26 protein-coding genes are annotated in these 25,364 nt (G+C 69.2%); 20 read left to right on the forward strand and 6 right to left on the reverse strand.

All coding sequences use genetic code 11. From position 1 onward, the window contains the following. Positions 1-8: 8 nt before the first annotated feature. From fni to ACFFII_RS07620, 5 genes are all read right to left on the reverse strand, one after another. Positions 9-1,028 (reverse strand): type 2 isopentenyl-diphosphate Delta-isomerase, encoded by a 1,020-nt coding sequence (fni, locus tag ACFFII_RS07600; protein WP_377698288.1) that lies wholly within the window; start codon positions 1,026-1,028, stop codon positions 9-11. Between the two features lie 18 nt (positions 1,029-1,046). Further along, positions 1,047-1,667, reverse strand: coding sequence for a TetR/AcrR family transcriptional regulator (locus tag ACFFII_RS07605; RefSeq protein ID WP_377698289.1), 621 nt, complete (start codon positions 1,665-1,667; stop codon positions 1,047-1,049). A 42-nt stretch (positions 1,668-1,709) separates the two neighbouring features. Continuing rightward, positions 1,710-2,288, reverse strand: coding sequence for a DUF2585 family protein (locus tag ACFFII_RS07610; RefSeq protein ID WP_377698290.1), 579 nt, complete (start codon positions 2,286-2,288; stop codon positions 1,710-1,712). Positions 2,289-2,349: 61 nt separating this feature from the next. After that, positions 2,350-4,827 carry an ABC transporter permease gene (locus ACFFII_RS07615; RefSeq protein ID WP_377698349.1) on the reverse strand — a complete coding sequence of 826 codons (2,478 nt, stop codon included), beginning with the start codon at positions 4,825-4,827 and terminating at the stop codon, positions 2,350-2,352. 38 nt (positions 4,828-4,865) lie between these two features. Then, positions 4,866-5,543 carry an ABC transporter ATP-binding protein gene (locus ACFFII_RS07620; protein ID WP_377698291.1) on the reverse strand — a complete coding sequence of 226 codons (678 nt, stop codon included), beginning with the start codon at positions 5,541-5,543 and terminating at the stop codon, positions 4,866-4,868. Positions 5,544-5,638: 95 nt separating this feature from the next. On the opposite strand from ACFFII_RS07620, the gene ACFFII_RS07625 reads away from it, so the two are divergent. Genes ACFFII_RS07625 through ACFFII_RS07640 form a run of 4 tightly spaced genes read left to right on the forward strand, consistent with a single transcriptional unit; the run spans position 5,639 to position 8,855 of the window. Further along, a complete protein-coding gene (locus ACFFII_RS07625; RefSeq protein WP_377698292.1) occupies positions 5,639-6,295 on the forward strand; it encodes an arylesterase in 657 nt (218 codons plus the stop codon). A gap of 36 nt (positions 6,296-6,331) precedes the next feature. Continuing rightward, positions 6,332-7,057 carry a 5-oxoprolinase subunit B family protein gene (locus ACFFII_RS07630; protein ID WP_377698293.1) on the forward strand — a complete coding sequence of 242 codons (726 nt, stop codon included), beginning with the start codon at positions 6,332-6,334 and terminating at the stop codon, positions 7,055-7,057. Continuing rightward, a complete protein-coding gene (locus ACFFII_RS07635) occupies positions 7,054-8,082 on the forward strand; it encodes a 5-oxoprolinase subunit C family protein (protein ID WP_377698294.1) in 1,029 nt (342 codons plus the stop codon). Before ACFFII_RS07630 ends, ACFFII_RS07635 begins: the two co-directional genes overlap by 4 nt. Then, entirely contained in the window at positions 8,079-8,855 is a 777-nt protein-coding gene (locus ACFFII_RS07640) for a LamB/YcsF family protein (RefSeq protein ID WP_377698295.1), read from the forward strand. The genes ACFFII_RS07635 and ACFFII_RS07640 overlap by 4 nt, the downstream gene beginning before the upstream one ends. A gap of 90 nt (positions 8,856-8,945) precedes the next feature. Here the strand turns inward: ACFFII_RS07640 and ACFFII_RS07645 are convergent, their stop codons facing one another. After that, a complete protein-coding gene (locus ACFFII_RS07645) occupies positions 8,946-9,368 on the reverse strand; it encodes a Fur family transcriptional regulator (RefSeq protein WP_377698296.1) in 423 nt (140 codons plus the stop codon). Positions 9,369-9,506: 138 nt separating this feature from the next. Between ACFFII_RS07645 and ACFFII_RS07650 the strand changes: the two genes are divergently transcribed. From ACFFII_RS07650 to ACFFII_RS07725, 16 genes are all read left to right on the forward strand, one after another. Continuing rightward, positions 9,507-10,412 carry a metal ABC transporter substrate-binding protein gene (locus ACFFII_RS07650; RefSeq protein ID WP_377698297.1) on the forward strand — a complete coding sequence of 302 codons (906 nt, stop codon included), beginning with the start codon at positions 9,507-9,509 and terminating at the stop codon, positions 10,410-10,412. A gap of 2 nt (positions 10,413-10,414) precedes the next feature. Next, the gene (locus tag ACFFII_RS07655) at positions 10,415-11,293 is read left to right on the forward strand and encodes a manganese/iron ABC transporter ATP-binding protein (protein ID WP_377698298.1); all 879 of its coding nucleotides are present in this window, start codon (positions 10,415-10,417) and stop codon (positions 11,291-11,293) included. A gap of 29 nt (positions 11,294-11,322) precedes the next feature. Beyond that, positions 11,323-12,150: a metal ABC transporter permease gene (locus tag ACFFII_RS07660; RefSeq protein ID WP_377698350.1), complete on the forward strand. Its 828-nt coding sequence runs from the start codon at positions 11,323-11,325 to the stop codon at positions 12,148-12,150. After that, on the forward strand, positions 12,147-12,980 hold the full coding sequence (locus ACFFII_RS07665; protein WP_377698299.1) for a metal ABC transporter permease: 834 nt from the start codon (positions 12,147-12,149) through the stop codon (positions 12,978-12,980). The genes ACFFII_RS07660 and ACFFII_RS07665 overlap by 4 nt, the downstream gene beginning before the upstream one ends. A 109-nt stretch (positions 12,981-13,089) precedes the next feature. Continuing rightward, the gene (locus tag ACFFII_RS07670) at positions 13,090-15,444 is read left to right on the forward strand and encodes a 4Fe-4S binding protein (protein WP_377698300.1); all 2,355 of its coding nucleotides are present in this window, start codon (positions 13,090-13,092) and stop codon (positions 15,442-15,444) included. Between the two features lies 1 nt (position 15,445). Beyond that, positions 15,446-17,395 carry a TAT-dependent nitrous-oxide reductase gene (gene nosZ, locus ACFFII_RS07675; protein ID WP_377698301.1) on the forward strand — a complete coding sequence of 650 codons (1,950 nt, stop codon included), beginning with the start codon at positions 15,446-15,448 and terminating at the stop codon, positions 17,393-17,395. Continuing rightward, positions 17,392-18,729, forward strand: a complete 1,338-nt coding sequence (locus tag ACFFII_RS07680) for a nitrous oxide reductase family maturation protein NosD (RefSeq protein ID WP_377698302.1) — start codon at positions 17,392-17,394, stop codon at positions 18,727-18,729. The genes nosZ and ACFFII_RS07680 overlap by 4 nt, the downstream gene beginning before the upstream one ends. Then, a complete protein-coding gene (locus tag ACFFII_RS07685; protein ID WP_377698303.1) occupies positions 18,726-19,598 on the forward strand; it encodes an ABC transporter ATP-binding protein in 873 nt (290 codons plus the stop codon). The genes ACFFII_RS07680 and ACFFII_RS07685 overlap by 4 nt, the downstream gene beginning before the upstream one ends. After that, positions 19,595-20,470, forward strand: coding sequence for an ABC transporter permease subunit (locus ACFFII_RS07690; RefSeq protein WP_377698304.1), 876 nt, complete (start codon positions 19,595-19,597; stop codon positions 20,468-20,470). Before ACFFII_RS07685 ends, ACFFII_RS07690 begins: the two co-directional genes overlap by 4 nt. Beyond that, a complete protein-coding gene (locus ACFFII_RS07695; RefSeq protein ID WP_377698305.1) occupies positions 20,470-21,018 on the forward strand; it encodes a nitrous oxide reductase accessory protein NosL in 549 nt (182 codons plus the stop codon). The genes ACFFII_RS07690 and ACFFII_RS07695 overlap by 1 nt, the downstream gene beginning before the upstream one ends. After that, the gene (locus tag ACFFII_RS07700) at positions 21,005-21,934 is read left to right on the forward strand and encodes an FAD:protein FMN transferase (protein ID WP_377698306.1); all 930 of its coding nucleotides are present in this window, start codon (positions 21,005-21,007) and stop codon (positions 21,932-21,934) included. Before ACFFII_RS07695 ends, ACFFII_RS07700 begins: the two co-directional genes overlap by 14 nt. A gap of 7 nt (positions 21,935-21,941) precedes the next feature. Next, positions 21,942-23,216 (forward strand): hypothetical protein, encoded by a 1,275-nt coding sequence (locus tag ACFFII_RS07705; protein WP_377698307.1) that lies wholly within the window; start codon positions 21,942-21,944, stop codon positions 23,214-23,216. Then, complete coding sequence (locus tag ACFFII_RS07710; protein ID WP_377698308.1) at positions 23,213-23,737, forward strand: DUF2249 domain-containing protein; 525 nt, start codon at positions 23,213-23,215, stop codon at positions 23,735-23,737. Before ACFFII_RS07705 ends, ACFFII_RS07710 begins: the two co-directional genes overlap by 4 nt. Next, positions 23,730-24,008 carry a metal-sulfur cluster assembly factor gene (locus tag ACFFII_RS07715; RefSeq protein ID WP_377698309.1) on the forward strand — a complete coding sequence of 93 codons (279 nt, stop codon included), beginning with the start codon at positions 23,730-23,732 and terminating at the stop codon, positions 24,006-24,008. Before ACFFII_RS07710 ends, ACFFII_RS07715 begins: the two co-directional genes overlap by 8 nt. 75 nt (positions 24,009-24,083) lie before the next feature. Continuing rightward, a complete protein-coding gene (locus tag ACFFII_RS07720; RefSeq protein ID WP_377698310.1) occupies positions 24,084-24,779 on the forward strand; it encodes a Crp/Fnr family transcriptional regulator in 696 nt (231 codons plus the stop codon). Positions 24,780-24,864: 85 nt separating this feature from the next. Further along, complete coding sequence (locus ACFFII_RS07725) at positions 24,865-25,299, forward strand: pseudoazurin (protein ID WP_377698311.1); 435 nt, start codon at positions 24,865-24,867, stop codon at positions 25,297-25,299. Positions 25,300-25,364: the final 65 nt, after the last annotated feature.

Here is a 25,364-nt window from a genome sequence, read left to right on the forward strand (position 1 = left end):
CCCGGCTGTCACGCAAGAGGGGCGCGGCGCAGTGCCGCAAGATCGGCCGAGCCGGTGCAGAACATGGCGATGCGAAGCTGCTCGACGACCTCGGACAGATGCGCGGCCAGCGACTCGGCGCCCTCGCGCGCGGCAGGCAGCGCACCGGCCGCCTGCCCGGCAAGGTCCGCGCCCAATCGGATCGCGCGGGCCACGTCCAGCCCGTGCCGCAGCCCGCCCGAGGCGATGAGCGTCGCGTCCGAGGGCATCAGCGGAGCCAGCGCGGCCACGGCCTCGGCGGTAGGAATCCCCCAGTCGAAGAAGGGCGCAGCGATGCGGCGCAGGCGATCATCGCCGCGCTCGGCCTCGACCCGCGCCCAGCTCGTGCCCCCTACCCCGGCCACGTCCAGGATCACCACGCCCGCGTCCAGCAGGCGCCGCCCCACGGCGGCAGACAGGCCCGCGCCGACCTCCTTGACGCCAAGCGGCACCGGCAGCGCGCGGGCCAGCGCCTCGATCCGCGCCAGCAGGCCCGAAAAATCGCGGTCGCCGCCGGGCTGGATCGCCTCCTGCAGGGGGTTGAGGTGCAGCATCAGCGCGTCGGCTTCCAGCATCTCGACCGCGCGGCGCGCCTCGTCCACGCCCATGCCGCGCGCAAGCTGCACCGCGCCGAGATTGCCCAGGATCGGGACGTCGGGCGCCCGAGCCCGAAGCTCGGCCCCGAGACCGCCTGCGCCGCGCCCCTCGATGGCGATGCGCTGCGACCCCACGGCCAGTGCCAGCCCCAGCGCATTGCAGGCCTCGGCGATGGACAGGTTGATGCGCCCGGCCTCGGCCGTGCCGCCGGTCATCGCGGACACCATCAGTGGCGCGGACAGGGTGCGGCCCAGGAAGGTCGTCGTCATGTCTATGGCGTCGAAGGACAGCTCGGGCAGCGCGTCATGGACAAAGCGCACAGCGTCGAAGCCGGTGCCGCGTGTTTCCTGCACGCCGCGCCCTTCGGTCACGATCGCCAGATGCTCGGACTTGCGGTCAGCGATGTCGTCCATGCACACCCCGGATGCCCCTCACTCCGCACGATAGGCGCGCACAAAGCCCTGCACCACATGATCCACAAAAGCTTCTCCGTCGAGCGGGTAAGCCTTGGCCCCGCCAAGCTCGCCCTGGTGCAGCGCCCCCAGCAGAAGCGGAGACGCCAGCGCCAGCGCGGCCATGCGGGTGTCCACGTCGCGCATCTGGCCCAGCGCCACATGGGTATCCAGCCGCTCGGCCAGGGCGATCACGAAGGGCTCGAACATTGTGTCGATGAAGGCGGGTCCCAGCAGGTCGTCTCGCATTCCCTCGACCATGCCCATGGCCAGCATCGCGGCGACGCCGTGGCGCGTCATCACCGTCCAGGACAGGATCACCGCGTCTCGGATCGAGCTCTCGAACTCCGGCCCGGCCTTGCGGGTGATCTGGAACTGCCCCTGCCCCCGCTGGCCCGAATCCTCGAACACGGCCATGACGATGTCGTCGCGCCGCCCGAAATAGTGGTTCAGCGTCGAGACGCTGCACTCGGCCGCCACTGCCAGTTCGCGCAGCGTCGGCCGCATGGCGCCGCGCTGCGTCAGCCGCGCCCTTAGCCGTTCCAGAAGCTCGGCCCGGCGTTCGTCGAAGCGCGCGTTGCGGGCGCCCTTTGACCTCACCCCATCGTCCTTTCCCGGCCCCTTGGCCGCCTTTCCGGTTTCTCAACGCAGGACGATCCGGGCCGTGCCCAGGATGAACCCGTCATGGATCATCACCGCCACGCCGATTTCGGCCATGACGCCCGCCATGACAAGGACCCTGCGCGGCAACACATGCGCCGCAATGAAGCCCAGGGCCACAAACGCGGTGTCGCTGAGCGCATTGACGATGCTGTCGCCGCGATAAACGCTGAGGCTGCCCGGGTCGTTGAACATGGCGATGACCCAGGGGGTGTTCTCGACCACCTCCCACACGCCGCTGCAGGCAAGGACCATGACCAGCCGCTTGTGCAGCGGCCAGAGCGGACACACCCAGCACGCGGCAAAGTAAAGCCCCGCCCCCGAGATGGCATGCAGCGCCGAATAGTAATCCGTCAGGTGCTGCGAGTTGTGGTCGGCCAGCGTGCTCGCGCTCCACCATTCCAGCGGAACCGTGGCGGGCAGGAAACCGCGGCCCAGCAACAGCAGCCACAGTACGACGGCGCCGTTCACCAGCAGGATTCCCAGGCACAGCGTGACTGCCGGGCTGGCCGGGAACGATCCCAGCGCGGAGGGCGGCGCCAGCCGGGCGCGGCGGTTCATGTCGTCGTAATGCAAAGGGGAACGCCCTCCTTGCAGGTTGCGGGGCCAGGATTCGGGCCGCTCACTCGGACTTCAGCAGCGTGGCGGGCTTGACCCTCAACGCCCGCAGCGCGAAGCCAAGTTCCGCCGCCAGTGCCGCAATCACGCCCGCGACCACCAGAAGGATGGCGCTGGACCAGATCACGGCATGGTCAACCTCGAGCACGAATCGCGCCACGGCCCAGCCCGCCACCACTCCGGCGGCGATGGCGGCAAGGCCCGCCAGCGCGCCGAGGATAGCCGCCCGCAGGGCGAAGCTGGCCAGGATCACGGAGCGGCTTGCGCCAAGGGCCTTGAGGATCGCCGCCTCGTAGCGGCGCGAACGTGCGCCCGCCAGTGCGGTGCCGACCAGCACGGCGAAGCCCGTGACCAGCGTGGCCGCCGCCCCCCAGCGCACCGCGACCGCGATCCCCCCCAGCAGGTCCGACGCCCGCGCGATCGCCTCGCCCACGGGGATGCCCGTGACATTGGGCCAGCGGTCGGTGACATCGCGCAGGATGGCGTCCTCGGCCTGAGGCTCGGCATAGACGGTCGCGATCCAGGTATGCGGCGCGCCCCGCAGCGCGGCGGGGTTCATGGACATGACGAAGCCGATCCCCGCGTTACGGAAGTCCACCTTGCGGAACGAGGCGATGGTGCCCGTGATGTCGCGCCCCATGATGTTGACGGTCAGGGTATCGCCCAGGGACAGCCCGATCTCGGCGGCTTCCTCTTCCGCGAAGCTGATCAGAGGCGGGCCATCGTAATCGGCCGGCCACCATTTGCCCGCCGTGATCGTGGTGCGCGCGGGCGGGTTGTCGGAATAGGTCACGCCCCGGTCGCCCCGGACGACCCAGTGGTCGCCCGCAACCTCCTCGGCCGGGCGGCCGTTGATCCGGGTGACGACGCCCCGCATCATGGGGGCGGCCTCGACGCGGCTGACGGCGGGGTTCTCGGCCATCATCGCCTTGAAGCCGTCGATCTGGTCGGGCTGCAGGTCCACGAAGAAGAACGAGGGCGCGACCTCCGGCATCTCGCGCGCGATGGCGCCGCGCAGCGTGCCGTCGATCTGACCCACGGCGGCCAGCACCGCCAGTCCCAGCCCCAGCGACAGGACCACCGCCGAGGCCTCGGCCCTCCGCGTCCTGACGGCGCCCAGCGCCAGCCGCAGCGCCGGACGGGCCCGGGCCAGCCGCATCAGCGTACGCGCCAGCGGAGCCGCAAGCTGGGCCGACAGAGCCAGCAGGCCCAAGGCGCCCGCGATGCCGCCCAGCGTCCACAACGTCAGCCGCCAGTTGCCCGAGAACACGGCCGCCGCCGCCACCAGCGCCAGTGCCGCGGCGCCGGTCATCGCCAGATAGGGTGCGCGCGGCAGGCGGCGCCCGCCCGCGACGGCCGATCGGAACAGCACCGCCGCCCGCGTCTCGGCCGCCAGAGCCAGCGGCCACAAGGCAAAGACCAGCGCGGCCAGAATGCCGTAAAGCGCAGCCTCGGCCAGCGGCGCGGGATAGATCCCGAAAGAGGCGGGCATGGGCAGACGCGACTGGATCAGCGGCGCCAGCGCCAGCGGCAGGCCCGCGCCCAGCACAAGACCGATGGCAACGCCCGCAAGCGTCAGAAGGCCAACCTGCAGCAGGTAGACAAGGAAAACCGTGCCCCGGCTGGCCCCCAGCGTCTTGAGCGTGGCGATCACCGGCAGCTTTTCGTCCAGATAGGCGCGCACCGCAGCCGCCACCCCGACGCCGCCCACGGCCAGGCCCGATAGCCCGATCAGAACCAGAAAGGACCCCAGCCGTTCGACAAAGGTTGAAAGCCCCGGCGCCCCGTCCCGCGCATCCCGCCAGCGCGGGGCGGCATCTCCCAGCGCCCCCGTCACCTCGGCCCGCGCGGCGTCCAGGTCGGTGCCAGGGGGCAGCAGCAGCCGATATTGCGAGGAAAACAGCGTCCCCGGTCCCAGCAGTCCGCTGTCCGCCAGATCGGCCGTCCGCACGATGGTGACCGGTCCCAGCGCCAGGCCCTCACCCGTGTCGTCCGGGAAGCGGTCCAAGATCGCGGTCAGGGTGAAGTCCTGCACTCCCAGCCGGAACCGGTCGCCCACCGCCAGCCCCAGCCGGGTGGCGAGCGCCTGCTTCATCACCGCGCCGGGGATGCCGCCCTCGGGCGCAAGCGCCTGGTGCAGCGGCGTCGGCGGGGACAGCGCGACCGCACCGACCAGCGGATAGGCGTCGTCCACGGCCTTGATCTGCGTCAGCGCGCGCTCGCCCCCCTCGACGGTGGCCATGGACCGGAACTCGGCCGTTTCCGAGACGGCGGTGGCAAGGCGGTCCAGCACTGCCCGCTCGTCCCCGCTGGCGAAGCGATAGGTCAACTGCACTTCGGCGTCGCCGCCCAGCAGCGCCGCGCCGTCGCGCTCCAGCCCCGCCTGGATGGCCGCGCGCACCGTGCCGACCGCCGCCAGCGCCGCCACGGCCAGTGCAAGGCAGGTCAGGAAGACGCCGAAGCCCCGCAGACCGCCCCGCATCTCGCGCGCGGCGATGCGCCACGCCAGCGACAGGCCGCTCACGCCGCCTGCTCCAGCCGGCCGTCGCGCAGGCGGATGGTGCGGTCGCAGCGGGCGGCCAGTTCCGGCGCATGGGTGACCAGCACCAGCGTCGTGCCGCTGTCCCGCACCATGCCGAACAGCAGGTCCGAGATCTGTCGCCCCGTGGCCTCGTCGAGGTTGCCGGTCGGCTCGTCCGCCAGCAGGATCGCCGGACGTGGCGCCAGCGCACGGGCCAGCGCCACGCGCTGCTGCTCGCCCCCCGAAAGCTGCGACGGGTAATGATGGGTGCGGTCGTGCAGGCCCACGGCCTCAAGCCCCGCGGTCGCCTGCTCCATCGCATCCGTGCGCCGGGCCAGTTCCAGCGGGATCGCCACGTTTTCCAGCGCGGTCATGGTCGGGATCAGGTGAAAGCTCTGGAACACGACGCTGAGGTTGTCGCGGCGGAACCGCGCCAGCGCGTCCTCTCCCATCGCGGACAGGTCCTGGCCCAGCGCGCGGATCCGGCCCCCGGTCGCGCGTTCCAAGCCCCCCATCAGCATCAGCAGCGACGACTTGCCCGAACCCGACGGCCCGACCAGCCCGACCGTCTCGCCTTTGTCCACCGCAAGGGTAAGGCCGCGCAGGATCTCGACAGGACCTGCGTTCGACCGCAGTGTCAGGCGCACGTCGTCCAGCGACAGAACCGGTTCGGGCATCGGGCGTTTCCTTTCAGGGGCCGCGGCGGATGGACGACAACGCCCCCAAGCCCGTCGCGGCGCCAACAGATCACAAGGAAATGCAGAGGACCGCAATGTTTGCCAGAAGTCTCGCCGCGCTGCTGCTGACCGCCCTGCCCGCCTTTGCCCAGCCCGTCACCGTGGCCGCGCTGGGGGACAGCCTGACGCAGGGCTATGGGTTGTCCCAGGATGAAGGGCTGGTCCCGCAACTGCAGGCATGGCTGCGCGCAAGCGGGGCCGAGGTGACGCTGATCAACGCGGGGGTATCGGGCGACACCTCGGCGGGCGGACTCAGCCGGGTGGACTGGACACTGGCGCCCGAGGTGGACGGACTGATCGTGGCCCTGGGCGGCAATGACCTGCTGCGCGGCATCGACCCCGAGGTGACGCGCGCGAACCTTTCGGGCATCCTTGACGCCGCCAGCAAGGCTCGGGTTCCGGCGCTGCTGGTCGGGCTCGAGGCGCCGCCGAACTATGGGGGCGAGTATCGAACGGCCTTCAATGCCATCTACCCCGAGCTTGGCGCCGCCTATGACATTCCCGTGATCCCCTCGATGCTGGGTGCCATCGCGGCAGCGCGCGATCCCCTGTCGCTCATGCAGCCCGACGGCATTCATCCCAATGCCCGTGGGGTCCAACTGGTCGTGAAGGCCATCGGCCCGCAGGTGCTGGAGTTCGTGGAAGCGCTTGGCGCCTGCGAGGGGCCTTGCCGTCCGGCCTCGGGATCGTGATCCTGCCCGCATGATGCGGATTGACCTCACCTTGCGATGAGCGACTGGCCCAGGATCGCGCCTGCGGGCGTGGACGGCATGGTCGTCACCTTCGCCCCCCGGCTCAGCGAGCCTGCCAACCGCGCGGCCCTGGCCCTGCGCGCGGCCATCGAGGCGGCCCGCTGGCCCGAGGTGCATGAAACGGCGGTCTCGCTGGTCTCGACCTATCTGCGGCTGGACCCGCTGGCCGATCCTTCGGGGCTGGAGGAACGGCTGCGACGGCTGGTCGGCGCGCGCAACTGGATGGCCGAGCCCCTGCCGGGCGAGCGCCGCCTGATCCGCATCCCGACCTGCTATGACGGCGACCATGCGCCTCAACTGGACGAGGCCGCCGAAATGGCCGGGCTGACCCGCGCCCAAGCCGTCGAGGCGCTGGCAAGCGCCTCGCTTCGCGTGCTGACAATCGGCTTTGCCCCCGGCCAGCCCTATATCGGCGAGCTTCCGGCCGAATGGGACATTCCGCGCCTGCGCCAGTTGACCCCGCGCGTCAAGGCGGGGGCGCTGACGGTGGCGATCCGGCAACTGGTGCTGTTCGCGGTTGCCGCGCAGACGGGATGGCGGCAGGTCGGCCAGACGGCGGCGCGGCTGTTCGATCCCGCCGCCGCGCAACCCTTCTTGCTGCGGCCCGGGGACGCGGTGGCCTTTCCGCCGGTCGATGCCGACGGGCTGGCCGCGCTGATGCGCGACCCCGGCGGCGGGATCAGCATCGAGCCCGCAGCATGAGCCTGATCGTCCTCGCCTCCTCTTCCGGCGTCACGCTGCAGGACGAAGGCCGGCCAGGCTGGCTGGCGCAGGGCCTGTCGCGCGGAGGCGCCGCGGATTCCGTGGCGCTGGTCGAGGGCGCCGCGCTGCTGGGCCAGCCCCCGGGCTTGCCCGTGGTCGAGCTGGCCAACGGCCCCGCCCGCTTCCGGACGACCAAGCCGCTGAGGATCGCGCTGACAGGCGCTCCGTTCCGCGCAACCCTGCGTGAGGGCGGCGAGGACCGGCCTCTGTCCTGGAACACGAGCCACGCCCTGCCACACGGCGCGGAATTGTCCCTAAGTCCCGCCGAGGGCGGCTTTGCCTATCTTACTCCGGCGGGCGGGATCGAGGCGCCGCTGGTTCTCGGCGGGCGCTCGGCGCATCTCGCGGCAGGGATCGGCGAGGCGCTGAAGCCTGGGGATGAACTGGCCCTCGGCCCCGATCCGGGCGGTTCCGTGGACATGGTGCTGGAACCAGTGCCCCGCTCCGGCGGGGGGAAAGTCCGTGTCGTCGAAAGCCTCCAGACCTCGGCCTTCCCGCCCGAGCAGGTGGAACGGTTCCGCTGCACCACCTTCCGGCGCGACCCGAGGGGGAACCGCATGGGCGTCCGGCTGAACCCCGAGGACGGCACGGGATTCGAGGCACCCGGCGGATTGTCGATCCTGTCCGAGATCGTCCAGCCCGGCGACATCCAGATCACGGGCGACGGCACGCCCTTTGTCCTGCTGTGCGAATGCCAGACGACCGGCGGCTATCCCCGCATCGCCACCGTCCTGCCCTGCGACCTGCCGCGCATCGTGCAGGCGCCTCCCAGCGCGGCGCTGGATTTCCGCTTCGTCAGCCGCGCCGAGGGCCGGGCGGCCATGGCAGACCATGCGCGGGTCCTGAGCTCGCTGCGCGACCGCCTGCGGCCGAGGCTGCGCGATCCGGCAGCGATGGCAGACCTGCTCAGCTACAATCTCATCGGCGGCGTGGTCAGCGCCCATCATCACGAGGACGCCCCATGACCCTGTCGGTGGACCTGAACGCGGACTTGGGCGAAAGCTTCGGCCCTTGGCCCATGGGCAATGACGAGGCGCTGCTGGAGGTGATCTCCTCGGCCAACGTGGCCTGCGGGGTCCATGCGGGCGACTGGGACGTGATGGCGCGGACGATGGCGCAGGCGGTGCGGAACGGCGTCGGCATCGGCGCGCATCCGGGCTTTCCCGACCTGCAAGGCTTCGGCCGGCGCGAGATGCAGATGCCTCTTGCCAGCGCCGCCAACCTCGTCCGCTGGCAGCTTGGCGCGGCGCAGGCCATGGCACGAGCAGCGGAGGGCGGGGTGCGTCACCTCAAGCTGCACGGGGCGCTGGCCAACATGGCCGCCGGCGACGAGGCGCTGGCGGCTGCCTGCTTCGAGGGCGCGCTTTCGGTCGCGCCCGACCTCATCCTCGTGGTGCTGGCCGGGACCGCGCAGCAGGAAGCGGCACGGAAGCTTGGCGCCCGGGTCGCGTGTGAGATATTCGCCGACCGCGCCTACAACCCCGACGCGACGCTGGTCGACCGCCGCCTGCCCGGCGCTGTGATCCACGATCCAGCGCAGGCGGCCGAGCGGATGCTGCGCATGGTCGGCGCAGGCGCGATCCTGCCGGACGAGGGCGACCCCATCCCCACCCGCATCGACACGATCTGCCTGCATGGCGACACGCCGGGTGCGGTGGAGATCGCGCGGGCGGTGCGAAGGGCGCTGGCCGGGGCCGGGGTGGCCATCGCCCGCTTCGAGGGCGTGCCGCTCGGGTGATGTCGCGCTTGCGGATGCGCCAGAGCGGGGGTTTCACACCCCCGGGTGCCCGTGAGATATTTCTGCAAAGAAGAAGACTTAGGCCAGAACTCAGCTTTTCCGGACCCGGCGGGCGCGGATCAGCGTGTGCTGGCTGACGATCTCGTAGCCCAGACGCTCCAGCGCCTCGCGGCGCAAACGGGCGATCTCGTCATTGGCGATCTCGATGACCTCGCCGGTGTCGATGTCCACCACGTGGTCGTGTTCGGCCTGAGGCGTGATCTCGTAGCGCGAGGACTCGCTTTCCAGCGTCAGCTTGCGGATGAGCCCGGCGTCTTCCAGCGCCGAAAGCGTGCGGTAGACCGTTGCCAGCGAAACGGAATCGTCCACCGCCCGCGCCCGCGCCAGCAGCTCGTCGGCGTTCGGGTGGTCGGCCGAGTCCATCAGGATCGCCAGCAGCACCAGCCGCTGGGGCGTCACGCGCAGCCCTGCATCCCGCAAGGCCTGGGCAAAATCGGTCGTATGGGCGCTCATCCCGCCTTTCCTGCTGCCAATGGCCGGAATGTAGCCCGGACCCCCGGTCGGGGCAAGAAAATGAGAATGGTTCGCAAGGAACTTGACAGATGAGAATGCGTTGCATTTACGTTGAGGCGGATTTGCAGAGGAGTGAACATGTCTTTCCGCTCGGCTGGTCTTCTCGCCGCAACGCTGGTGCTGGGAGCAGGGTCGGTTCAGGCGCAGGATCGCCTGAAGGTCGCCACCACCTTCACCGTCATTGCCGACATGGCCCGCAACGTGGCGGGTGACGCGGCCGACGTCGTGTCCATCACCCGCCCCGGCGCCGAGGTGCATGGTTATGAGCCGACACCCCGCGATATCGTGGCGGCGCAGGATGCCGACCTGATCCTGTGGAACGGGCTGAACCTGGAACGCTGGTTCGAGCAGTTTCTGGGGAACCTGAAGGACGTGCCCTCGGCCACGGTCAGCGAGGGGATCGACCCGCTGCCGATCTCGGGCGGCGACTACAAGGGCAAGCCCAACCCCCATGCCTGGATGGGACTGGAGAACGCGCGCATCTACGTGGACAACATCACGGCGGCCATGGCCGGGGCCGACCCGGCGAACGCCGCGACCTACAAGGCCAATGCGGAAGCCTACAAGGCCGAGCTGGCCGCCGCACTGGAACCCCTGCGCGCCGAGATAACCCAGATCCCCGAGGCCCAGCGCTGGCTTGTCACCTGCGAGGGCGCCTTCAGCTATCTCGCCCGCGACCTTGGCTTGCGCGAGCTTTACCTGTGGCCGATCAACGCCGACCAGATGGGCACGCCCCGGCAGGTCCGCACCGTCATCGACACGGTGCGCGAGAACGACATCCCAGCCGTCTTCTGCGAAAGCACCGTCAGCCAGGCCCCGGCCCAGCAGGTCACGCGCGAGACGGGCGCACATTACGGCGGCGTCCTTTACGTGGACAGCCTGTCGGAACCAGACGGGCCGGTGCCGAGCTATCTGGACCTGATGCGCGTCACGACCCGCACCATCGCGGACGGGCTGGCCGCCGGCATCGCGGAACAGGACTGACCATGCTCGCGCCGCCTTCCAGCACCGGCCAGGGGATCGCCGCTCGCGACGTGACCGTGACCTATCGCAACGGCCATACGGCGCTGCGTCATGCGAGCTTCGAGATCCCGCAAGGCACGGTCACGGCGCTGGTCGGCGTCAACGGCGCGGGCAAGTCCACGCTGTTCAAGGCGATCATGGGCTTCGTGCCCGTGGCCTCTGGCGAGATCCGGCTGCTGGGCATGACGGTGGCGCAGGCGCTGAAACGCAACCTCGTCGCCTATGTGCCGCAGTCCGAGGAGGTGGACTGGTCCTTTCCCGTTCTGGTCGAGGACGTGGTCATGATGGGCCGCTACGGGCACATGGGCTTCCTGCGCCGCCCCTCGGGCGCCGATCGCGCCGCGGTGGACGCGGCGCTCGCCCGTGTCGGCATGGCCGACCTGCGCCACCGCCAGATCGGCGAACTGTCGGGCGGGCAGAGGAAGCGGGTCTTTCTCGCCCGCGCGCTGGCGCAGGACGGCCGCGTGATCCTGCTGGACGAACCCTTCACCGGCGTGGACGTGGGCACCGAGGACCAGATCATCGCTCTTCTGCGCGAGTTGCGGGCCGAGGGCCGGGTGATGCTGGTTTCGACCCACAACCTCGGCTCGGTTCCCGAGTTCTGCGACCGCGTGGTGCTGGTCAAGGGCACCGTGCTGGCCCACGGCCCGACCGAGACGACCTTTACGCGGGAAAACCTAGAACGCGCCTTCGGGGGCGTCCTGCGGCATTTCACCCTGGGCGGGGACGTGCTGCATGACGATGACGATCCGCGCCACGTCACCATCCTGACCGACGACGAGCGCCCGCTGGTGCGTTATGGCAATCGCACCCGCACGCGCGAGCCGGGGGACAGCCCGTGATCCTGCTGGAGCCCTTCGACTACAACTACATGACCACGGCCATGTGGGTTTCCGCGCTGGTCGGGGGCGTCTGCGCCTTCCTTTCGGCCTACCTGATGCTCAAGGGCTGGTCGCTGATCGGGGACGCGCTGTCCCATTCCGTCGTGCCGGGAGTTGCCGGAGCCTACATGCTGGGCCTGCCCTTCGCGCTGGGGGCCTTCCTTTCGGGCGGACTTGCGGCAGCGGCGATGCTGTTTTTGTCGGATCGCTCGGGGCTCAAGCCCGATGTGGTGATCGGGCTGATCTTCACCGGCTTCTTCGGGCTGGGACTGTTCATGGTCTCGCTGAACCCGGTGGCGATCTCGGTCCAGACGATCACCATGGGCAACATCCTGGCGATCACGCCGGGGGACACGCTGCAGCTTGCCATCATCGGCTTTGTCTCGCTGGCCGTGCTGCTGGCAAAGTGGAAGGACCTCATGGTCGTCTTCTTCGACGAAACCCACGCGCGGTCCATCGGGCTGCGGCCGGGGCTGCTGAAGGGCGTCTTCTTCGTCCTGCTGTCGGCCTGCGTGGTGGCGGCGATGCAGACGGTCGGGGCCTTCCTGGTTATCGCCATGGTCGTGACGCCCGGTGCGACGGCCTATCTGCTGTGCGACCGCTTTCCGCGCCTGATCGCGCTGTCGGTCGCCATCGGGACGGTGACCAGCTTCGTCGGCGCCTATCTCAGCTATTTTCTGGACGGCGCCACCGGAGGGATCATCGTCTGCCTGCAGACGCTGGTGTTCCTTGCGGCCTTCGTCTGGGCGCCCAAGCACGGGCTGCTGGCCTCGCGCGCCAAGGCCGCTGCGACCCTGAGGGACGGGGCCGCGCCGTGATCGAGACGCTGCTGCTGCCCTTCGACTTCGAGTTCATGCGCAATGCCTTCATGATCGCGCTGATCGTGTCGGTGCCGACTGCGCTGTTGTCCTGCTTCCTGGTGCTGAAGGGCTGGGCGCTGATGGGGGACGCAATCAGCCACGCGGTCCTGCCCGGGATCGTGCTGGCCTATGTCCTAGGCCTGCCCTTGATGGTCGGCGCATTCGGCGCGGGGATGCTGACGGCGGTGGCGACGGGCTTCCTGGCCGAGAACAGCCGGGTCAAGCAGGACACGGTGATGGGCGTCGTCTTCTCCGGCATGTTCGGGCTGGGGATCGTGCTTTACACGGCGATCACCTCGGACGTGCACCTCGATCACATCCTGTTCGGAAACATGCTGGGGGTGCAGCCCGCCGACCTGTGGACGGCGGGGGTGATCTCGGCCGCCGTTACAGGGGCGCTGGTCCTGAAATGGAAGGACCTGATGCTGCACGCTTTCGACCCGGCGCAGGCGAGGACCTCGGGGCTGCCCGTGGGGCTTCTGCATTACGGGCTGCTGACGATCCTGTCGCTGACCATCGTGGCGACGCTGACTGCGACCGGGCTGATCCTGGCCGTCGGGTTGCTGATCGCGCCGGGCGCCATCGCCTTCCTGCTGGCGCGCAGCTTCGGGCGGATGCTGGCCGTCGCGGTTGCTGTCTGCATGGCGGCGATGCTGGGCGGCGTTTACGCCAGCTTCTTTCTGGACAGCGCGCCCGCCCCTACGGTCATCCTGATCCTTTCGGCGATCTTCATCGCCGCCTTCCTGCGCAGGCAGCGCCGGATCCGGCGCAACAACTCCACGGGTTGAACCCCGCGCCACTTAGGGCCGGCCTTTCCCCCGAACATTGCCCCATCGCAACGTTTGGGGCGCCGGATTGCGCGAGAAGCAGGCAGCCAAGACCTGGCCGGAGTCCGTGATGTCCATTCGCCCTGCCCTTCTCTGCCTGATCCGCATGATGATTCTCGTGGTGGCAGGGCTGGGCGTCGTCTCCTCCGCGCAGGCGGCGACGCTGGCCGAGGCGCTGGACAAGACGCCGGCTTCGACGCTGTTCCAGGGGGCCGACGCCTATGGATCCCCGCAGGGCAGCCCGGCCATCGTGCCAGTGATGCGCGGGACCGAGACGCTGGGCTATGCCTATCTTGCCTCGGACTTCACGGCCTCGACCGGTTATTCGGGCAAGCCCATCCACATCCTCGTCGGCATCGACCCCACTGGCGTCGTGCAGGGCCTCAGCCTGGTCGAGCATCACGAGCCCATCGTCCTGATCGGCATCCCCGAAGAGCGGGTGCTGAAGGCCATCAACGGCCTGATCGGCGCCGATCTGGGCCGCGTCGCGGCCGGAGAGGCGCGGCCCCCGCAGGTGGACATCGTCGCGGGCGCAACCGTGACGGTGCTGGTGATGGGCGACAGCGTCGTGCGCTCGGCCGTGCAGCTGATCCGCTCGGGACGGCTGGGCGGCGTGGATGTCGCCACCGTTGCGCCCGAGGTGCAGCGCGAACTGGACCCCAGCGCGACCGCCCCCGCCGACTGGGAAACGCTGGTCGGCGACGGCTCGGTCCGGTCGCTGGTGATGACCGTGGGCGAGGTCAGCCAGGCCTTTCAGGCCGCGGGCCAGCCCCAGGCCGCTGCCCACCCCGAGACGAAGACCCCCGAGGACAGCTTCATCCAACTCTACATGGCGCCTGTTTCGGTGCCCGCCATCGGGACCAGCCTGCTTGGACAGCAGGCCTATGACCGGCTGGCCCAGCGGCTGAAACCCGGCCAGACGGCAATCCTTGTCGCGGGCGACGGGGCCTATTCCTTCAAGGGCTCGGGCTATGTGCGCGGCGGCATCTTCGACCGCATCGAGATCCTGCAGGATGGCCAGGGCATCCGTTTCCACGACCGCGACCACACCCGCTTGCCTGCGCTGGCCGCAAAGGGCGCGCCGCGCCTGCGCGAGATCGCCCTGTTCGTCGTCCCCGAGGGCGCGGGCCTGGACGTGACCAAGCCCTTCGAACTGCAACTGCTGGTGCAGCGTACAACGCAGGGCCGCGACAAGGCCACCCTGCCCTTCAACCTCGGCTATCAGTTGCCCGAGCAGTACCTGTTGCCCGCGCCCGAGCCGGAGCCGGTGGTGCAGCCTGCCCCCGAGCCCTCGGCCCAGACCACCGTCGGTGAGCCCTTGCCCGAGGATGACGGCCCGGCACTGTGGAAGACCATCTGGGACATGAACCGGGTGAACGTCGCCATCGCCGCCGTGGCGCTGGGCGCGTTGACGCTGATCTTCTTCTTCCAGGACCTGCTGGTGCGCCGGCCGGTGCTGTTCACTTGGGTCCGCCGGGCCTACCTGACCTTCACGCTGGTCTGGCTTGGCTGGCTGGTGAACGCGCAGCTTTCCGTCGTGAACGTGCTGACGTTCTTCAACTCGCTGCTGTCGGGCAATTTCTCGTGGGAGTATTTCCTCACGGCGCCGCTGGTCTTCATCCTTTGGGTCGCCGTGGCGGCGGGGTTGCTGTTCTGGGGCCGGGGGCCGTTCTGCGGCTGGCTCTGCCCCTTCGGCGCGCTGCAGGAACTGTCGAACACCATCGCCCGCAAGCTGCGCGTGCCGCAGTTCACGGTGCCCTGGGGCCTGCATGAACGGCTCTGGCCGCTGAAATACATGATCTTCCTCGGCCTTTTCGGGCTGTCGCTTTATTCGCTGGCCCGCGCCGAGGTTTATGCCGAGGTCGAGCCCTTCAAGACTGCAATCATCCTGAACTTCATGCGGGAATGGTGGTTCGTTCTGTTTGCGCTGGCCTGCCTGCTGCCGGGCCTGTTCATCGAGCGCTTCTACTGCCGCTACATGTGCCCGCTGGGCGCGGCGCTGGCGATCCCCGGACGGATGCGGATGTTCGAATGGCTCAAGCGCTGGCCGGAATGCGGATCTCCCTGCCACCGCTGCGCCAAGGAATGCCCGGTGCAGGCGATCCACCCGGAAGGCAACATCAACGTCAACGAATGCATCTACTGCATGCATTGCCAGGTGCTGTACCACGACGACGAGCGCTGCCCGCACATGATGACCGTCAAGGCGCGGCGCGAAAAGATCGCCCGCAGCGCCGGCCCGAAGATGCCCGACCTTGGCGGGAAGAAGGCCGCGAAGCCCGCGACCGGCGCGCTGGCCGGGACGCCCGTCGCCCGAACCTCCACCCCCGATCCCGCCGGCAAGGAGCCTCCGGCCTTCCGGGCGCAGAAACGCTTGGCCGAGCAGGCGGCGGGGACCACCACGTCAAACCCTCAAGGAGCTTGAGATGACCGAAGAAACCAGAACGGGGCTGAACCGCCGCCAGCTGCTGGGCAGCACCGTGGCGCTGGCCGCAGGGGCGGGCACCGTCGCCCCCCGTGCCCTGCTGGGCGCAGGTGCGGGGCTTGTCGCGGGCGGCATCGCCACCCAGGCCGCCGCGCAGGGCGAGGCCGGCGGGCAGAACCCCCATGTGGGCCCGGGCGAGCTTGACGAATACTACGTCTTCGTCTCGGGCGGCCATTCGGGCGAGGTCCGCGTCGTCGGTGCGCCCTCGATGCGCGAGCTGATGCGCATCCCCGTCTTCAACCGCGAAAGCGCCACCGGCTGGGGCCAGACCAACGAGTCGCGCAAGATCCTGCTCGACGGCATGACCCCCGAAAGCCGCGAGTTCATGGCCGACAAGGGCGGCATCTACCTGAACGGCGACGCCCACCACCCGCACCCGTCCTTCACCGACGGGACCTATGACGGGCGCTATGTCTTCATCAACGACAAGGCCAACACCCGCGTGGCGCGGATCCGGCTGGACGTGATGAAGACCGACAAGATCATCCAGCTGCCGAACCAGCACACGGTCCACGGGCTGCGCGTGCAGAAATACCCGCGCACCGGCTATGTCTTCGCCAATGGCGAGGACGGGGTGCCCCTGCCCAACGACGGCTCGGTGCTGGACGATCCGTCGCAGTATCACTCGATCTTCTCGGCCATCGACAGCGACACCATGGAGGTCGCCTGGCAGATCATCGTGGACGGCAACCTCGACAACGTGGACGCCGATTACCAGGGCAAGTACGCCTTTGCGACCTGCTACAACTCGGAAAAGGGCGTGAGCCTGCCCGAGATGACCGAAAAGGAGCAGGACTGGCTGACTGTCTTCGACCTCAAGGCCATCGAGGCCGCGGTGGCGGCGGGCGAGGGCCAGATGCTGAATGGCGTGCGCGTGCTGGACGGCAGGGGCGAGAACAACAAGCTGACCCGCTACATCCCCGTGGCGAACGGCCCCCACGGCATCAACACCGCCCCCGACGGCATCCACATCGTCGCCAACGGCAAGCTGTCGCCGACCGTCACCGTCTTCGACGTGCGCCGCTTCGACGACCTGTTCGCGGGCAAGATCGGTGGGCGCGACTGCGTCGTGGCGGAACCGGAACTGGGCCTCGGCCCGTTGCACACGGCCTATGACGGGCGCGGCAACGCCTATACCACGCTGTTCATCGACAGCCAGGTCTGCAAGTGGAACATCGAGGACGCTATCCGCGCCTATAACGGCGAGCAGGTGGACCCGATCCGGCAGAAGCTGGATGTCCACTACCAGCCCGGCCACAACCACACCTCGATGGGACAGACCAAGGAAGCCGACGGCAAGTGGCTCATCTCGCTCAACAAGTTCTCGAAGGACCGGTTCCTGAACGTGGGTCCGCTCAAGCCCGAATGCGACCAACTGGTCGACATCTCGGGCGACGAGATGCGGATCGTCCACGACAACCCGACCTTCGCCGAGCCCCATGACGCGACCATCGTCCATGCGTCGAAGATCAACCCCGTCCATGTCTGGGACCGCAACGACCCCTTCTTCGCGGATGCGGTGAAGCAGGCCGAGGCCGACGGCATCGACCTGACCATGGACAGCGAGGTGATCCGCGATGCGGCCGACCCCAGCAAGGTCCGCGTCTACATGACCTCGTCGGCGCCGGCCTTCGGGCTGGACAGCTTCACGGTCAAGCAGGGCGACGAGGTGACGGTCTACATCACCAACATCGACGAGATCGAGGACCTGACCCACGGCTTCTCGATCATCAACTACGGGATCAACTTCGAGGTCGGTCCGCAGGCCACGGCCTCGGTGACGTTCAAGGCCGACCGGCCCGGCGTCTACTGGTACTACTGCTCGTGGTTCTGCCATGCGATGCACATGGAGATGAAGGGCCGCATGCTGGTGGAGCCCGCCTCGGCATGACCCCCTTGTCCCGCCTTGCCCTGATGCTGACGGCCGCGACCCTCTGGGCCGCCCCGCTGGCAGCCGCCACCTGGCGGCCCGGCTCGGACGCCGAACTGGCGGACGCGCTGGCCGGGGCGGCGGCGGGCGACGAGATCATCCTGCGAGAGGGCCGGTGGACCGGCCCCCTCGTCATCGACAAGCCGCTTGTCCTGAGGGGCGAGCCCGGCGCGGTGGTGGACGGCGGCGGCGCAGGCCATGTCATCGAGGTCAACGCCCCCGACACCGTCGTCACGGGGTTGGAGATCACCCGTTCCGGCGCCGACCTGAACCGCATGGATTCCGGCGTGTTCCTGACCAAGAAGGCCACGCGCGCGCGGGTCGAGGGCAACCGCCTGACCGACAACCTGCATGGCATTCGTGTGCAGGGCGCGAAGGACTCGCTGGTCGCGCGCAACACCATCATCGGCCGCCTGGGCCGGCAGGCGGAACTGGGCAACGGCGTCACCGTCTGGAACGCCCCCGGCGCGGTGATCGAGGAAAACGACATCACCCAAGGGCGCGACGGCATCTTCGTCACGGTATCGAAGAAGAACGTCTTCCGCGCCAACCGGATGCGGAACACGCGCTTCGCCATCCACTACATGAACACCTCGGACAGCGAGGTGATCGACAACGACTCGCGCGACAACAGCATGGGCTATGCGATCATGTTCTCGGACCGGCTGCGCGTGACCGGCAACCGCAGCGAGAACGACCGCGACTACGGCTTCCTGTTCAACTCGGCCAACCGCTCGGTCCTGACCGGCAACACGGTGATCGGCCATCCCGCCTCGCCCGACCGCTGGCGGGACATGGGGCAGTCCAGCGAGGAGGGCGTTCCCGCCGCCGAGCCGGGCAGCGACCACGTCGCGCCGCAGAAATGCGTCTTCATCTACAACGCCAACAAGAACACCTTCACGGGCAACCGCTTTCAGGGCTGCGGCACCGGCATCCATTTCACCGCCGGGGCCGAGGGCAACAATGTGTCGCGCAACGACTTCGTGGGGAACCGCGTGCAGGTGAAATACGTGGGCACCCGGACCCTGGAATGGTCCGAGGATGGCGTGGGCAACTACTGGTCCGACAACGCGGGTTTCGACCTGGACGGAGACGGGCTGGCGGATTCGGTCTATCGGCCGAACGACATGGTGGACAAGGTGATGTGGACCGCCCCGCAGGCGCGGATGCTGCTGACCAGCCCCGCCGTGCAGATGATCCGCTTCGCGCAAAGCCGCTTTCCCGCCGTGCTGCCGGGCGGCGTCACCGACAGCGCGCCCCTGATGTTCCCCCATTCCGAAAGGCCGCTGCCATGAGCGATGCAACGGTGATCCTCGACGGCGTCCGCAAGTCCTATGGCGGGCGCGAGGTGGTCCACGACCTCAGCTACAGGCTGGCGCCGGGCGAGGTGGTGGCGCTGGTCGGCCATAATGGCGCGGGAAAGACCACGCAGATCAAATTGATGCTGGGGCTTGTCCGACCAGATGGAGGCATGCTGCAGGTGCTGAGCGCCGATCCTGCGCAGGGCCGCCATGCCCGGCAGGCCTTGGGCTACCTGCCCGAAAGCGTTCAGTTCCACCCCAGCTTCACCGCCCGCGAGACACTGGCTTTCTATGCTCGCCTCAAGGGCCTGCCCGCGCGCGGCCATGACGCGCTGTTCGCCCGCGTGGGGCTGGCCGAGGCTGCCGACCGCCCGGTGCGCGGCTATTCCAAGGGAATGCGGCAGCGGCTGGGCCTCGCACAGGCGATCCTGGGCCGCCCCCGCCTGCTGCTGCTGGACGAACCGACCTCGGGACTCGACCCCGCGCTCAGGCGCGAGCTTTACGGGATCGTCGCCGACCTCGCGCGGGAGGGGGCGACGGTGCTTCTGTCCTCGCATGCTCTGACGGAACTGGAAGGCCAGGCGGGCCGCGTCCTCGTCATGAACCGCGGCCGCCTGATCGCCGATGGCACGATGGAGGAACTGCGCCGGTTGGCCGGGCTGCCCTCGGTCCTGCGCTTCCGTGCCGACCATGCGCCGCAGGGCGCCGCCCGCCTCGGCGATCACTGGCAGGTCGAACTGTCCGAGGCGCAGAAACCCGCCGCCCTGCGGGCCGCGCTGGACGCAGGCGCCCGCGACATCACGCTGGAAGATCCCAGCCTCGACGACATCTACGCGCATTTCCTGCGCCGGGAGGCCGCATGACCACCGAAACCACATCCATTGCCATGCCCGCCATTCGCCGTGCCGCCATGCCGACCTCTCCCATCCTGACCATCGCCCGCCGCGAACTGGCCGAAGGGATGCGGAACCGCTGGGTCGTGTCCACCACCGTGCTGCTGGCGGCGCTGGCCTCGGCCATCGCGGCGCTGGGATCGGCGCCCACAGGGTCGACCTCGACCGGGGCGCTGGACGTGGTGGTCGTGGGGCTCGCAAGCCTGACGATCTTCCTTGTCCCGTTGATCGCGCTTCTGATCTCGCACAACGCCATTACGCGCGAGGCGGAAGGGGGCACGCTGCTGCTGCTGCTCAGCCACCCGCTGGCACGCTGGCAGGTGATCGCGGGCAAGTTCCTGGGGCAACTGGGCATCATGGCCTTTGCCACCGTGATCGGCTTCAGCTTCGCCGCCGCTTTCGTGGTCTGGCAGCACGGGGCCGAGGGCTGGCAGGCATTCGGCGCCATGACCGGGGCCTCGATCCTTCTGGGCGCGGTGTTCCTGTCGCTGGGGCTGCTGGCCTCGGCCTCGGTGCAGGAAAGCTCGACTGCCGCCGGAATTTCCATCGGGTTGTGGCTGCTGTTCGTGGCGATCTACGACATGGCGCTGCTGGCGGTCCTGGTCGCGCAGGGGGGTCATGCGATCCCTGGCTGGACCATGGACCTGGCGCTGGTGCTGAACCCGACCGACGCCTACCGGCTGCTGACTTTGGGCGAGGGCTCGTCCGCGATGCTGTCGGGCATGGGCGGGGTCTTCGACAACTCGGGCCTGACGCCCGGCGTTCTGGTCGGCGCGCTGGTCCTGTGGTGCGTCCTGCCGCTCGGCCTTGCGATGGCCGTCTTTTCGCGAAGGAACCTGTGATGAAACGCCTTGCCCTTGCCGCGCTTCTGGTCCTGTCGCTGGCTGGCTGCCGCGAGGAGACCGTGGCCTCGGCCCCACCGGTGACGCTGACGGCGGACGCGGTCGGCCGCTACTGTGGGATGAACCTGACCGAGCACGAGGGTCCCAAGGGACAGGTGATCCTGGCGGAAGGGCATGATCCCTTCTGGTTTTCCTCGGCGCGCGACACGCTGGCCTTCACCATGATGCCGGACGAACCCAAGGATTACGCTGCCGTCTATGTCTCGGACATGGGCCGCGCGGCAAGCTGGGCCGATCCGGGCGCCGACAACTGGGTCGAGGCGCGGCAGGCCTTCTATGTCGAGGGATCGGAGGCGCGGGGCGGCATGGGCGGGTCCGAGATCGTGCCCTTTTCCACCCGCGAGTCCGCGGAGGCCTTTGCCGCCGAGCAGGGTGGCACGGTCCTGGCCTATGCCGAGCTGACGCCCGAGCAGGTCCTGGGCGGCGGGGACGAGAACGGCGACGCGCCGATGGACGATCCCGAGGAGCAGGCCCATGCCGCGCATTGACCGTCGCCGGTTCATCACCATCACCGCTGCCATGGGCGTGGCGCTGGCCGGACGCCCTGCCCTTGCCGCGTCGCAGCCTGTCACATGGCGCGGCCAGGCGATGGGGGCCGAGGCCACGCTGATCCTGAACCATCCCGATCCCGCCCGCGCCGCCGCCATCCTGCGACGGGTGGAAGCCGAGCTGCGGCGGCTGGAAGGCATCTTCACGCTTTATCGCGCAGAGTCCGAGCTGTCGCAACTGAACCGGACAGGCGCGCTGGCTGCCCCCTCGCCTGAACTGGTCGAGGCGCTGCGGCTGGCGCAAACAGCACATGAAGCGACCGGCGGGCGCTTCGATCCGACCATCCAGCCGCTGTGGCGCGCTTATGCGACGGGCGCGGATGCAGGGGCCCTGGCCCGCGCACGCAGCCTCGTCGGCTTCCGCCGCATCGCCATGGGCGAGGACCGCGTCGTCCTGCCGCGCGGGATGGAACTGACGCTGAACGGCATCGCGCAGGGCTGCATTTCCGACCACATCGCCGCGATGCTGCGGGCGGAAGGCGCGGTGAACACGCTGGTGAACATGGGCGAGATCAGCGCCATAGGCGGCCGCAGCGCCGCAGCTCCCTGGCGGGTCGGCCTGTCGGGCGGCGGAGAGGTCGAGCTTGCCGACCGCGCGTTGGCCGTGACCGAGCCCTCGGGCCTCACCTTCGACGCCGAAGGCCGCCTGCCCCACCTGATCGATCCCGCTTCGGGTGCCCCTCGGGCCGACTGGCGGCGGGTCGCCGTGATCGCATCTCAGGCGGGGCTGGCCGATGCCCTGTCCACGGGCCTGGCCCTCGCCCCGGCACCCGTGATCCGCAAGGCCGTCGGCACCCTGCCCGGCATCCAGGTCCGCGCGCTGGACGCGCAGGGCCGCGAGAGCCTGTTCCACTGAGGCCGCCATGCCGGGCGAGATCCGCATGGCCCGCTGGACGCCCGCCTGGTTCGCGGCGGGTCTCGGGATGCTGTTCCTGGCGCTTGCCCTGATGGCCACCGGCCACGGCGCCCCCTTCGCCGCCTGGGAATCCGGCGAGAGCCGCGCCATCCTGCATCTGCTGGCCGTGGGGTGGATCGGGACGCTGATGATCGGCGCCTCGCTGCAGTTCGTGCCGGTGCTGACCGCAGTCCCCTTGGCGCTGGACTGGCTGTCCCCCTTGGCACTGGGCTCCTGGAACGGCGGCGCCCTGTCGCTGGCACTGGGCTTCTGGAAGGCCCAGCCCGGCGCCTTCACACTGGCTGCGGTGCTGCTGGCAATCGCGGCGGCCATGGCGCTGGCGATGCTGGCGCCTTGCGTGGCCCATGCGCTTGCCCGCGTGCCGCTGGCCCGGCTGCTGGCGCTGTCTCTGGCAGGCATGGCCGCGGCGGTGGCGCTAGGCGTGGCCTTCGCCTTGGCGCGCGCAGGAGTCGTTCCGTTGGCGCCCGGCCCTGCGCTGCGGCTGCTGCACGGCTTTCTCGGGCTGGGGCTGTGGTTCACGCTTGGCGCGATGGCGGTGTCGCTCCAGTTCCTTGCCATGTTCGGCCTTGCCCCCCAGCCCTCGCGCCGAAGCCTTGCGGCGCTGGCGGCGCTTGCAGCCATCACAACGTTGGCCGCCCTTGCCTTGCCTGCGGTCGGGCCGTGGCCCATGCTGGGCGCCGCCGTCGCGGCGGCTGCGCTATATCTTGGAACGGGCGCGCACATGAACAGGCAGCGCAAGCTGAAGAAGCCTGACGTGTCGCTGCGCGGCGGCTTGTGGGCTGCGGCCACGCTCGGACCTGCGGCGATGGTGCTGGTCGCCGCCGCGCTGGCCGGATCGCAAACGCTGGCGCTGGCGGGCGGCGTGATCCTGCTGCTGGGCTGGCTGTCGGGACTGACGCTGGCCTTCATCCCGAAGATCATCGGCTTCCTGACCTGGATGGAGGTTTTCGGCCCTCGCATGGGCCGCGATCCTGTCCCGCCCACGGCTGCCCTGACCGACGCCCGCCGCATCGCGCTTGGGCTTTCCCTCTGGGCCATGGGAACTGCTATCCTTGCCATCTCGCTTGCGCCCGGCGTCTCCCTGCTTGCCCAGGGCGCCACGATCCTGCTGCTGGCGGGCGCGGGCGTGATCGCTCGGGAGACGCTGGCCGTGCGGCGTCTGGCGCATCTGCCGCCCGACCCCTTGTCCATCCCGCCCTGCATCCTGCAGATCACCCCATGACCCGACCGGAGGACCAGATGAGCACGATCGTCACCCTGGACGTGCGCGCGATGCTCGCCTCGGGGCAAGAGCCCTTCTCGGCCATCATGCAGGCCGCCGACGCGCTCGGCCCCGACCAGACGCTGCGCCTGATCGCGCCCTTCCGGCCCGTGCCGCTGATCGGCGTCATGCGCCAGCGCGGCTTTTCCTTTGCCGAGCATCCGCTGGGCGGCGACGTCTGGCAGGTCGATTTCAGCCCTCCCCCCGGCGCGCTGTCGGCGGGCAGTTCGCTCGAAGCGGCGGACTGGCCTGCGCCCTCGCGGCTTCTGGACCTGACAGGGCTCGAGCCGCCCGAGCCGATGACCCGTATCCTCGCCGCGATCGAGGCGGCCCAGCCCGGCGAGGTGGTCTTCGCCCTTCTGGACCGGGAGCCGCTGTTCCTGCTGCCCCAACTCAAGGCGCGCGGCCATGCCTGGGTCGGCAACCACGCCGCCGACGCCAGCGGCTATCGGCTGCTGGTGCGGAGGGGCGCAGATGCCTGAAACGCTGCGGCGCGCCGTGTCTGCGGCGCTGGAATCCGTCATGGACCCCGAAACCGGCCTCAGCCTGCCTGCGATGGGCCTGATCTACGACATGCGGATCAGGGGAACCGAGGTCGAGGTCACGATGACCACCACGACGCGCGGCTGTCCTCTGACGGGGCTGCTGTCCACCGGCGTCGAGCACGCGCTGCTGTCGGTGCCCGGCGTTCGGACCGCGCGGGTCAACCTGACCTGGGACCCGCCCTGGGACGTGTCGCGGATGCGCGCCTGAGCCACGGTTACTTTTCCTTTTCGCGCGGGCTAGAAGAAGCGCGTCAGTTCCCAGCGGCGAGGCTGCGGCCCTTCCATGCCCAATGATCAGACCAGCGACCTCGGCGCGTTCGAGGGCCTCAGCCCCGAGGAGGTCCGCACGATCCTGTCGGGCACCAGCACCGTCCGGCTGGCTCCCGGCGATCCGCTGTTCCTGCAGGGCGACCCGGCCGACCGCTTCTTCCTGCTCAAGCAGGGCTGGCTGAAGGTCACGCAGGTCACGGCCGACGGCCAGAAGCTGATCGTCCGCATCGTCCACCCCGGCGAGTTCTTCGGCTTCGCCCCGGCGCTGCAGCGCGATGAATATCCCGGCAGCTGCGAGGCCATCGTGGACAGCGTGGCTCTGGTCTGGCCGCGCAACCGCTGGAAGGCCGTCTTGGGGGCCGCTCCCTCGGTCACGCTGTCGATCGTGCAGGCGATCGGGCGCAAGCTGGACGAGGCCCATGTCCGCCTGCGCGAGATGACCACCGAGGAAGCCGCCCGCCGAGTGGCGAACCTGCTGCTGCGGCTCTGGTCCGAGGCGGGCGAGAGCGCCATCGACACCGGCGGCGGGATCGAACTGCCCTATCCCCTGACCCGCCAGGACATCGCCGACATGAGCGGCAATACCCTGCATACCGTGTCCCGCATCATGGCCGCCTGGGAGACGCAGGGGGTGCTGGGGCGGGGGCGGCGCAAGGTCGTGATCGCCGATCTGGATGCGCTGAAGCAGCTTGCAGGTTTCGACGACTAGTTTGCGGCAGCGCAATCAACGGCCGGCCCCAAAGGCCTATGGTCCTTCGCAACGGGTGATTCCCCGTATGAAGGAGACAAGACGAATGAAACGTTCCATTCCCGTCGCGCTGGCGCTGGCCTTGTTTGCCGCTCCGGTCATGGCTGCCGACCACCGCGTCGAGATGCTGAACAAGGGCGAGGACGGTCCGATGGTCTTCCAGCCCGCCTTCGTGCAGGCCGAGGTCGGCGACACCATCACCTTCGTGCCCACGGACAAGAGCCATGACGTCGCCTCGATCAAGGGCATGCTGCCCGAGGGGGTCGAGGAGTTCAAATCCAAGGTGAACGAGGAATATGTCCTGACCGTCAGCGAGCCCGGCCTTTATGGCGTCCGCTGCACGCCCCACACCCCCATGGGGATGGTTGCGCTGATCCAGGCTGGCGGCGATGCTTCGAACTATGACGCGCTGGCCGAGGGCAAGCTGCCCAAGCGCGCCCGCGAGCGGCTGGACGCGCAACTGGCCAAGGTCACGCGCTGAGCCCTTTCGGTGGAATGCAGAAGCGGCCCTTCGGGGCCGCTTTCGCGTCTTTGCGGGGCAGGTGA

It is taken from the genome of Paracoccus niistensis (assembly GCF_042432925.1).
Taxonomy (GTDB): domain Bacteria; phylum Pseudomonadota; class Alphaproteobacteria; order Rhodobacterales; family Rhodobacteraceae; genus Paracoccus; species Paracoccus niistensis.

Bases quoted from the DNA above. Each gene is read 5' to 3' on its own strand.
- fni (WP_377698288.1), bottom strand. From the start codon at position 1,028: ATGGACGACATCGCTGACCGCAAGTCCGAGCATCTGGCGATCGTGACC.
- ACFFII_RS07610 (WP_377698290.1), bottom strand. From the start codon at position 2,288: ATGAACCGCCGCGCCCGGCTGGCGCCGCCCTCCGCGCTGGGATCGTTC.
- ACFFII_RS07615 (WP_377698349.1), bottom strand. From the start codon at position 4,827: ATGCGGGGCGGTCTGCGGGGCTTCGGCGTCTTCCTGACCTGCCTTGCA.
- ACFFII_RS07620 (WP_377698291.1), bottom strand. From the start codon at position 5,543: ATGCCCGAACCGGTTCTGTCGCTGGACGACGTGCGCCTGACACTGCGG.
- ACFFII_RS07625 (WP_377698292.1), top strand. From the start codon at position 5,639: ATGTTTGCCAGAAGTCTCGCCGCGCTGCTGCTGACCGCCCTGCCCGCC.
- ACFFII_RS07630 (WP_377698293.1), top strand. From the start codon at position 6,332: ATGAGCGACTGGCCCAGGATCGCGCCTGCGGGCGTGGACGGCATGGTC.
- ACFFII_RS07635 (WP_377698294.1), top strand. From the start codon at position 7,054: ATGAGCCTGATCGTCCTCGCCTCCTCTTCCGGCGTCACGCTGCAGGAC.
- ACFFII_RS07640 (WP_377698295.1), top strand. From the start codon at position 8,079: ATGACCCTGTCGGTGGACCTGAACGCGGACTTGGGCGAAAGCTTCGGC.
- ACFFII_RS07645 (WP_377698296.1), bottom strand. From the start codon at position 9,368: ATGAGCGCCCATACGACCGATTTTGCCCAGGCCTTGCGGGATGCAGGG.
- ACFFII_RS07650 (WP_377698297.1), top strand. From the start codon at position 9,507: ATGTCTTTCCGCTCGGCTGGTCTTCTCGCCGCAACGCTGGTGCTGGGA.
- ACFFII_RS07655 (WP_377698298.1), top strand. From the start codon at position 10,415: ATGCTCGCGCCGCCTTCCAGCACCGGCCAGGGGATCGCCGCTCGCGAC.
- ACFFII_RS07660 (WP_377698350.1), top strand. From the start codon at position 11,323: ATGACCACGGCCATGTGGGTTTCCGCGCTGGTCGGGGGCGTCTGCGCC.
- ACFFII_RS07670 (WP_377698300.1), top strand. From the start codon at position 13,090: ATGTCCATTCGCCCTGCCCTTCTCTGCCTGATCCGCATGATGATTCTC.
- nosZ (WP_377698301.1), top strand. From the start codon at position 15,446: ATGACCGAAGAAACCAGAACGGGGCTGAACCGCCGCCAGCTGCTGGGC.
- ACFFII_RS07680 (WP_377698302.1), top strand. From the start codon at position 17,392: ATGACCCCCTTGTCCCGCCTTGCCCTGATGCTGACGGCCGCGACCCTC.
- ACFFII_RS07685 (WP_377698303.1), top strand. From the start codon at position 18,726: ATGAGCGATGCAACGGTGATCCTCGACGGCGTCCGCAAGTCCTATGGC.
- ACFFII_RS07690 (WP_377698304.1), top strand. From the start codon at position 19,595: ATGACCACCGAAACCACATCCATTGCCATGCCCGCCATTCGCCGTGCC.
- ACFFII_RS07695 (WP_377698305.1), top strand. From the start codon at position 20,470: ATGAAACGCCTTGCCCTTGCCGCGCTTCTGGTCCTGTCGCTGGCTGGC.
- ACFFII_RS07700 (WP_377698306.1), top strand. From the start codon at position 21,005: ATGCCGCGCATTGACCGTCGCCGGTTCATCACCATCACCGCTGCCATG.
- ACFFII_RS07705 (WP_377698307.1), top strand. From the start codon at position 21,942: ATGCCGGGCGAGATCCGCATGGCCCGCTGGACGCCCGCCTGGTTCGCG.
- ACFFII_RS07710 (WP_377698308.1), top strand. From the start codon at position 23,213: ATGACCCGACCGGAGGACCAGATGAGCACGATCGTCACCCTGGACGTG.
- ACFFII_RS07715 (WP_377698309.1), top strand. From the start codon at position 23,730: ATGCCTGAAACGCTGCGGCGCGCCGTGTCTGCGGCGCTGGAATCCGTC.
- ACFFII_RS07720 (WP_377698310.1), top strand. From the start codon at position 24,084: ATGCCCAATGATCAGACCAGCGACCTCGGCGCGTTCGAGGGCCTCAGC.
- ACFFII_RS07725 (WP_377698311.1), top strand. From the start codon at position 24,865: ATGAAACGTTCCATTCCCGTCGCGCTGGCGCTGGCCTTGTTTGCCGCT.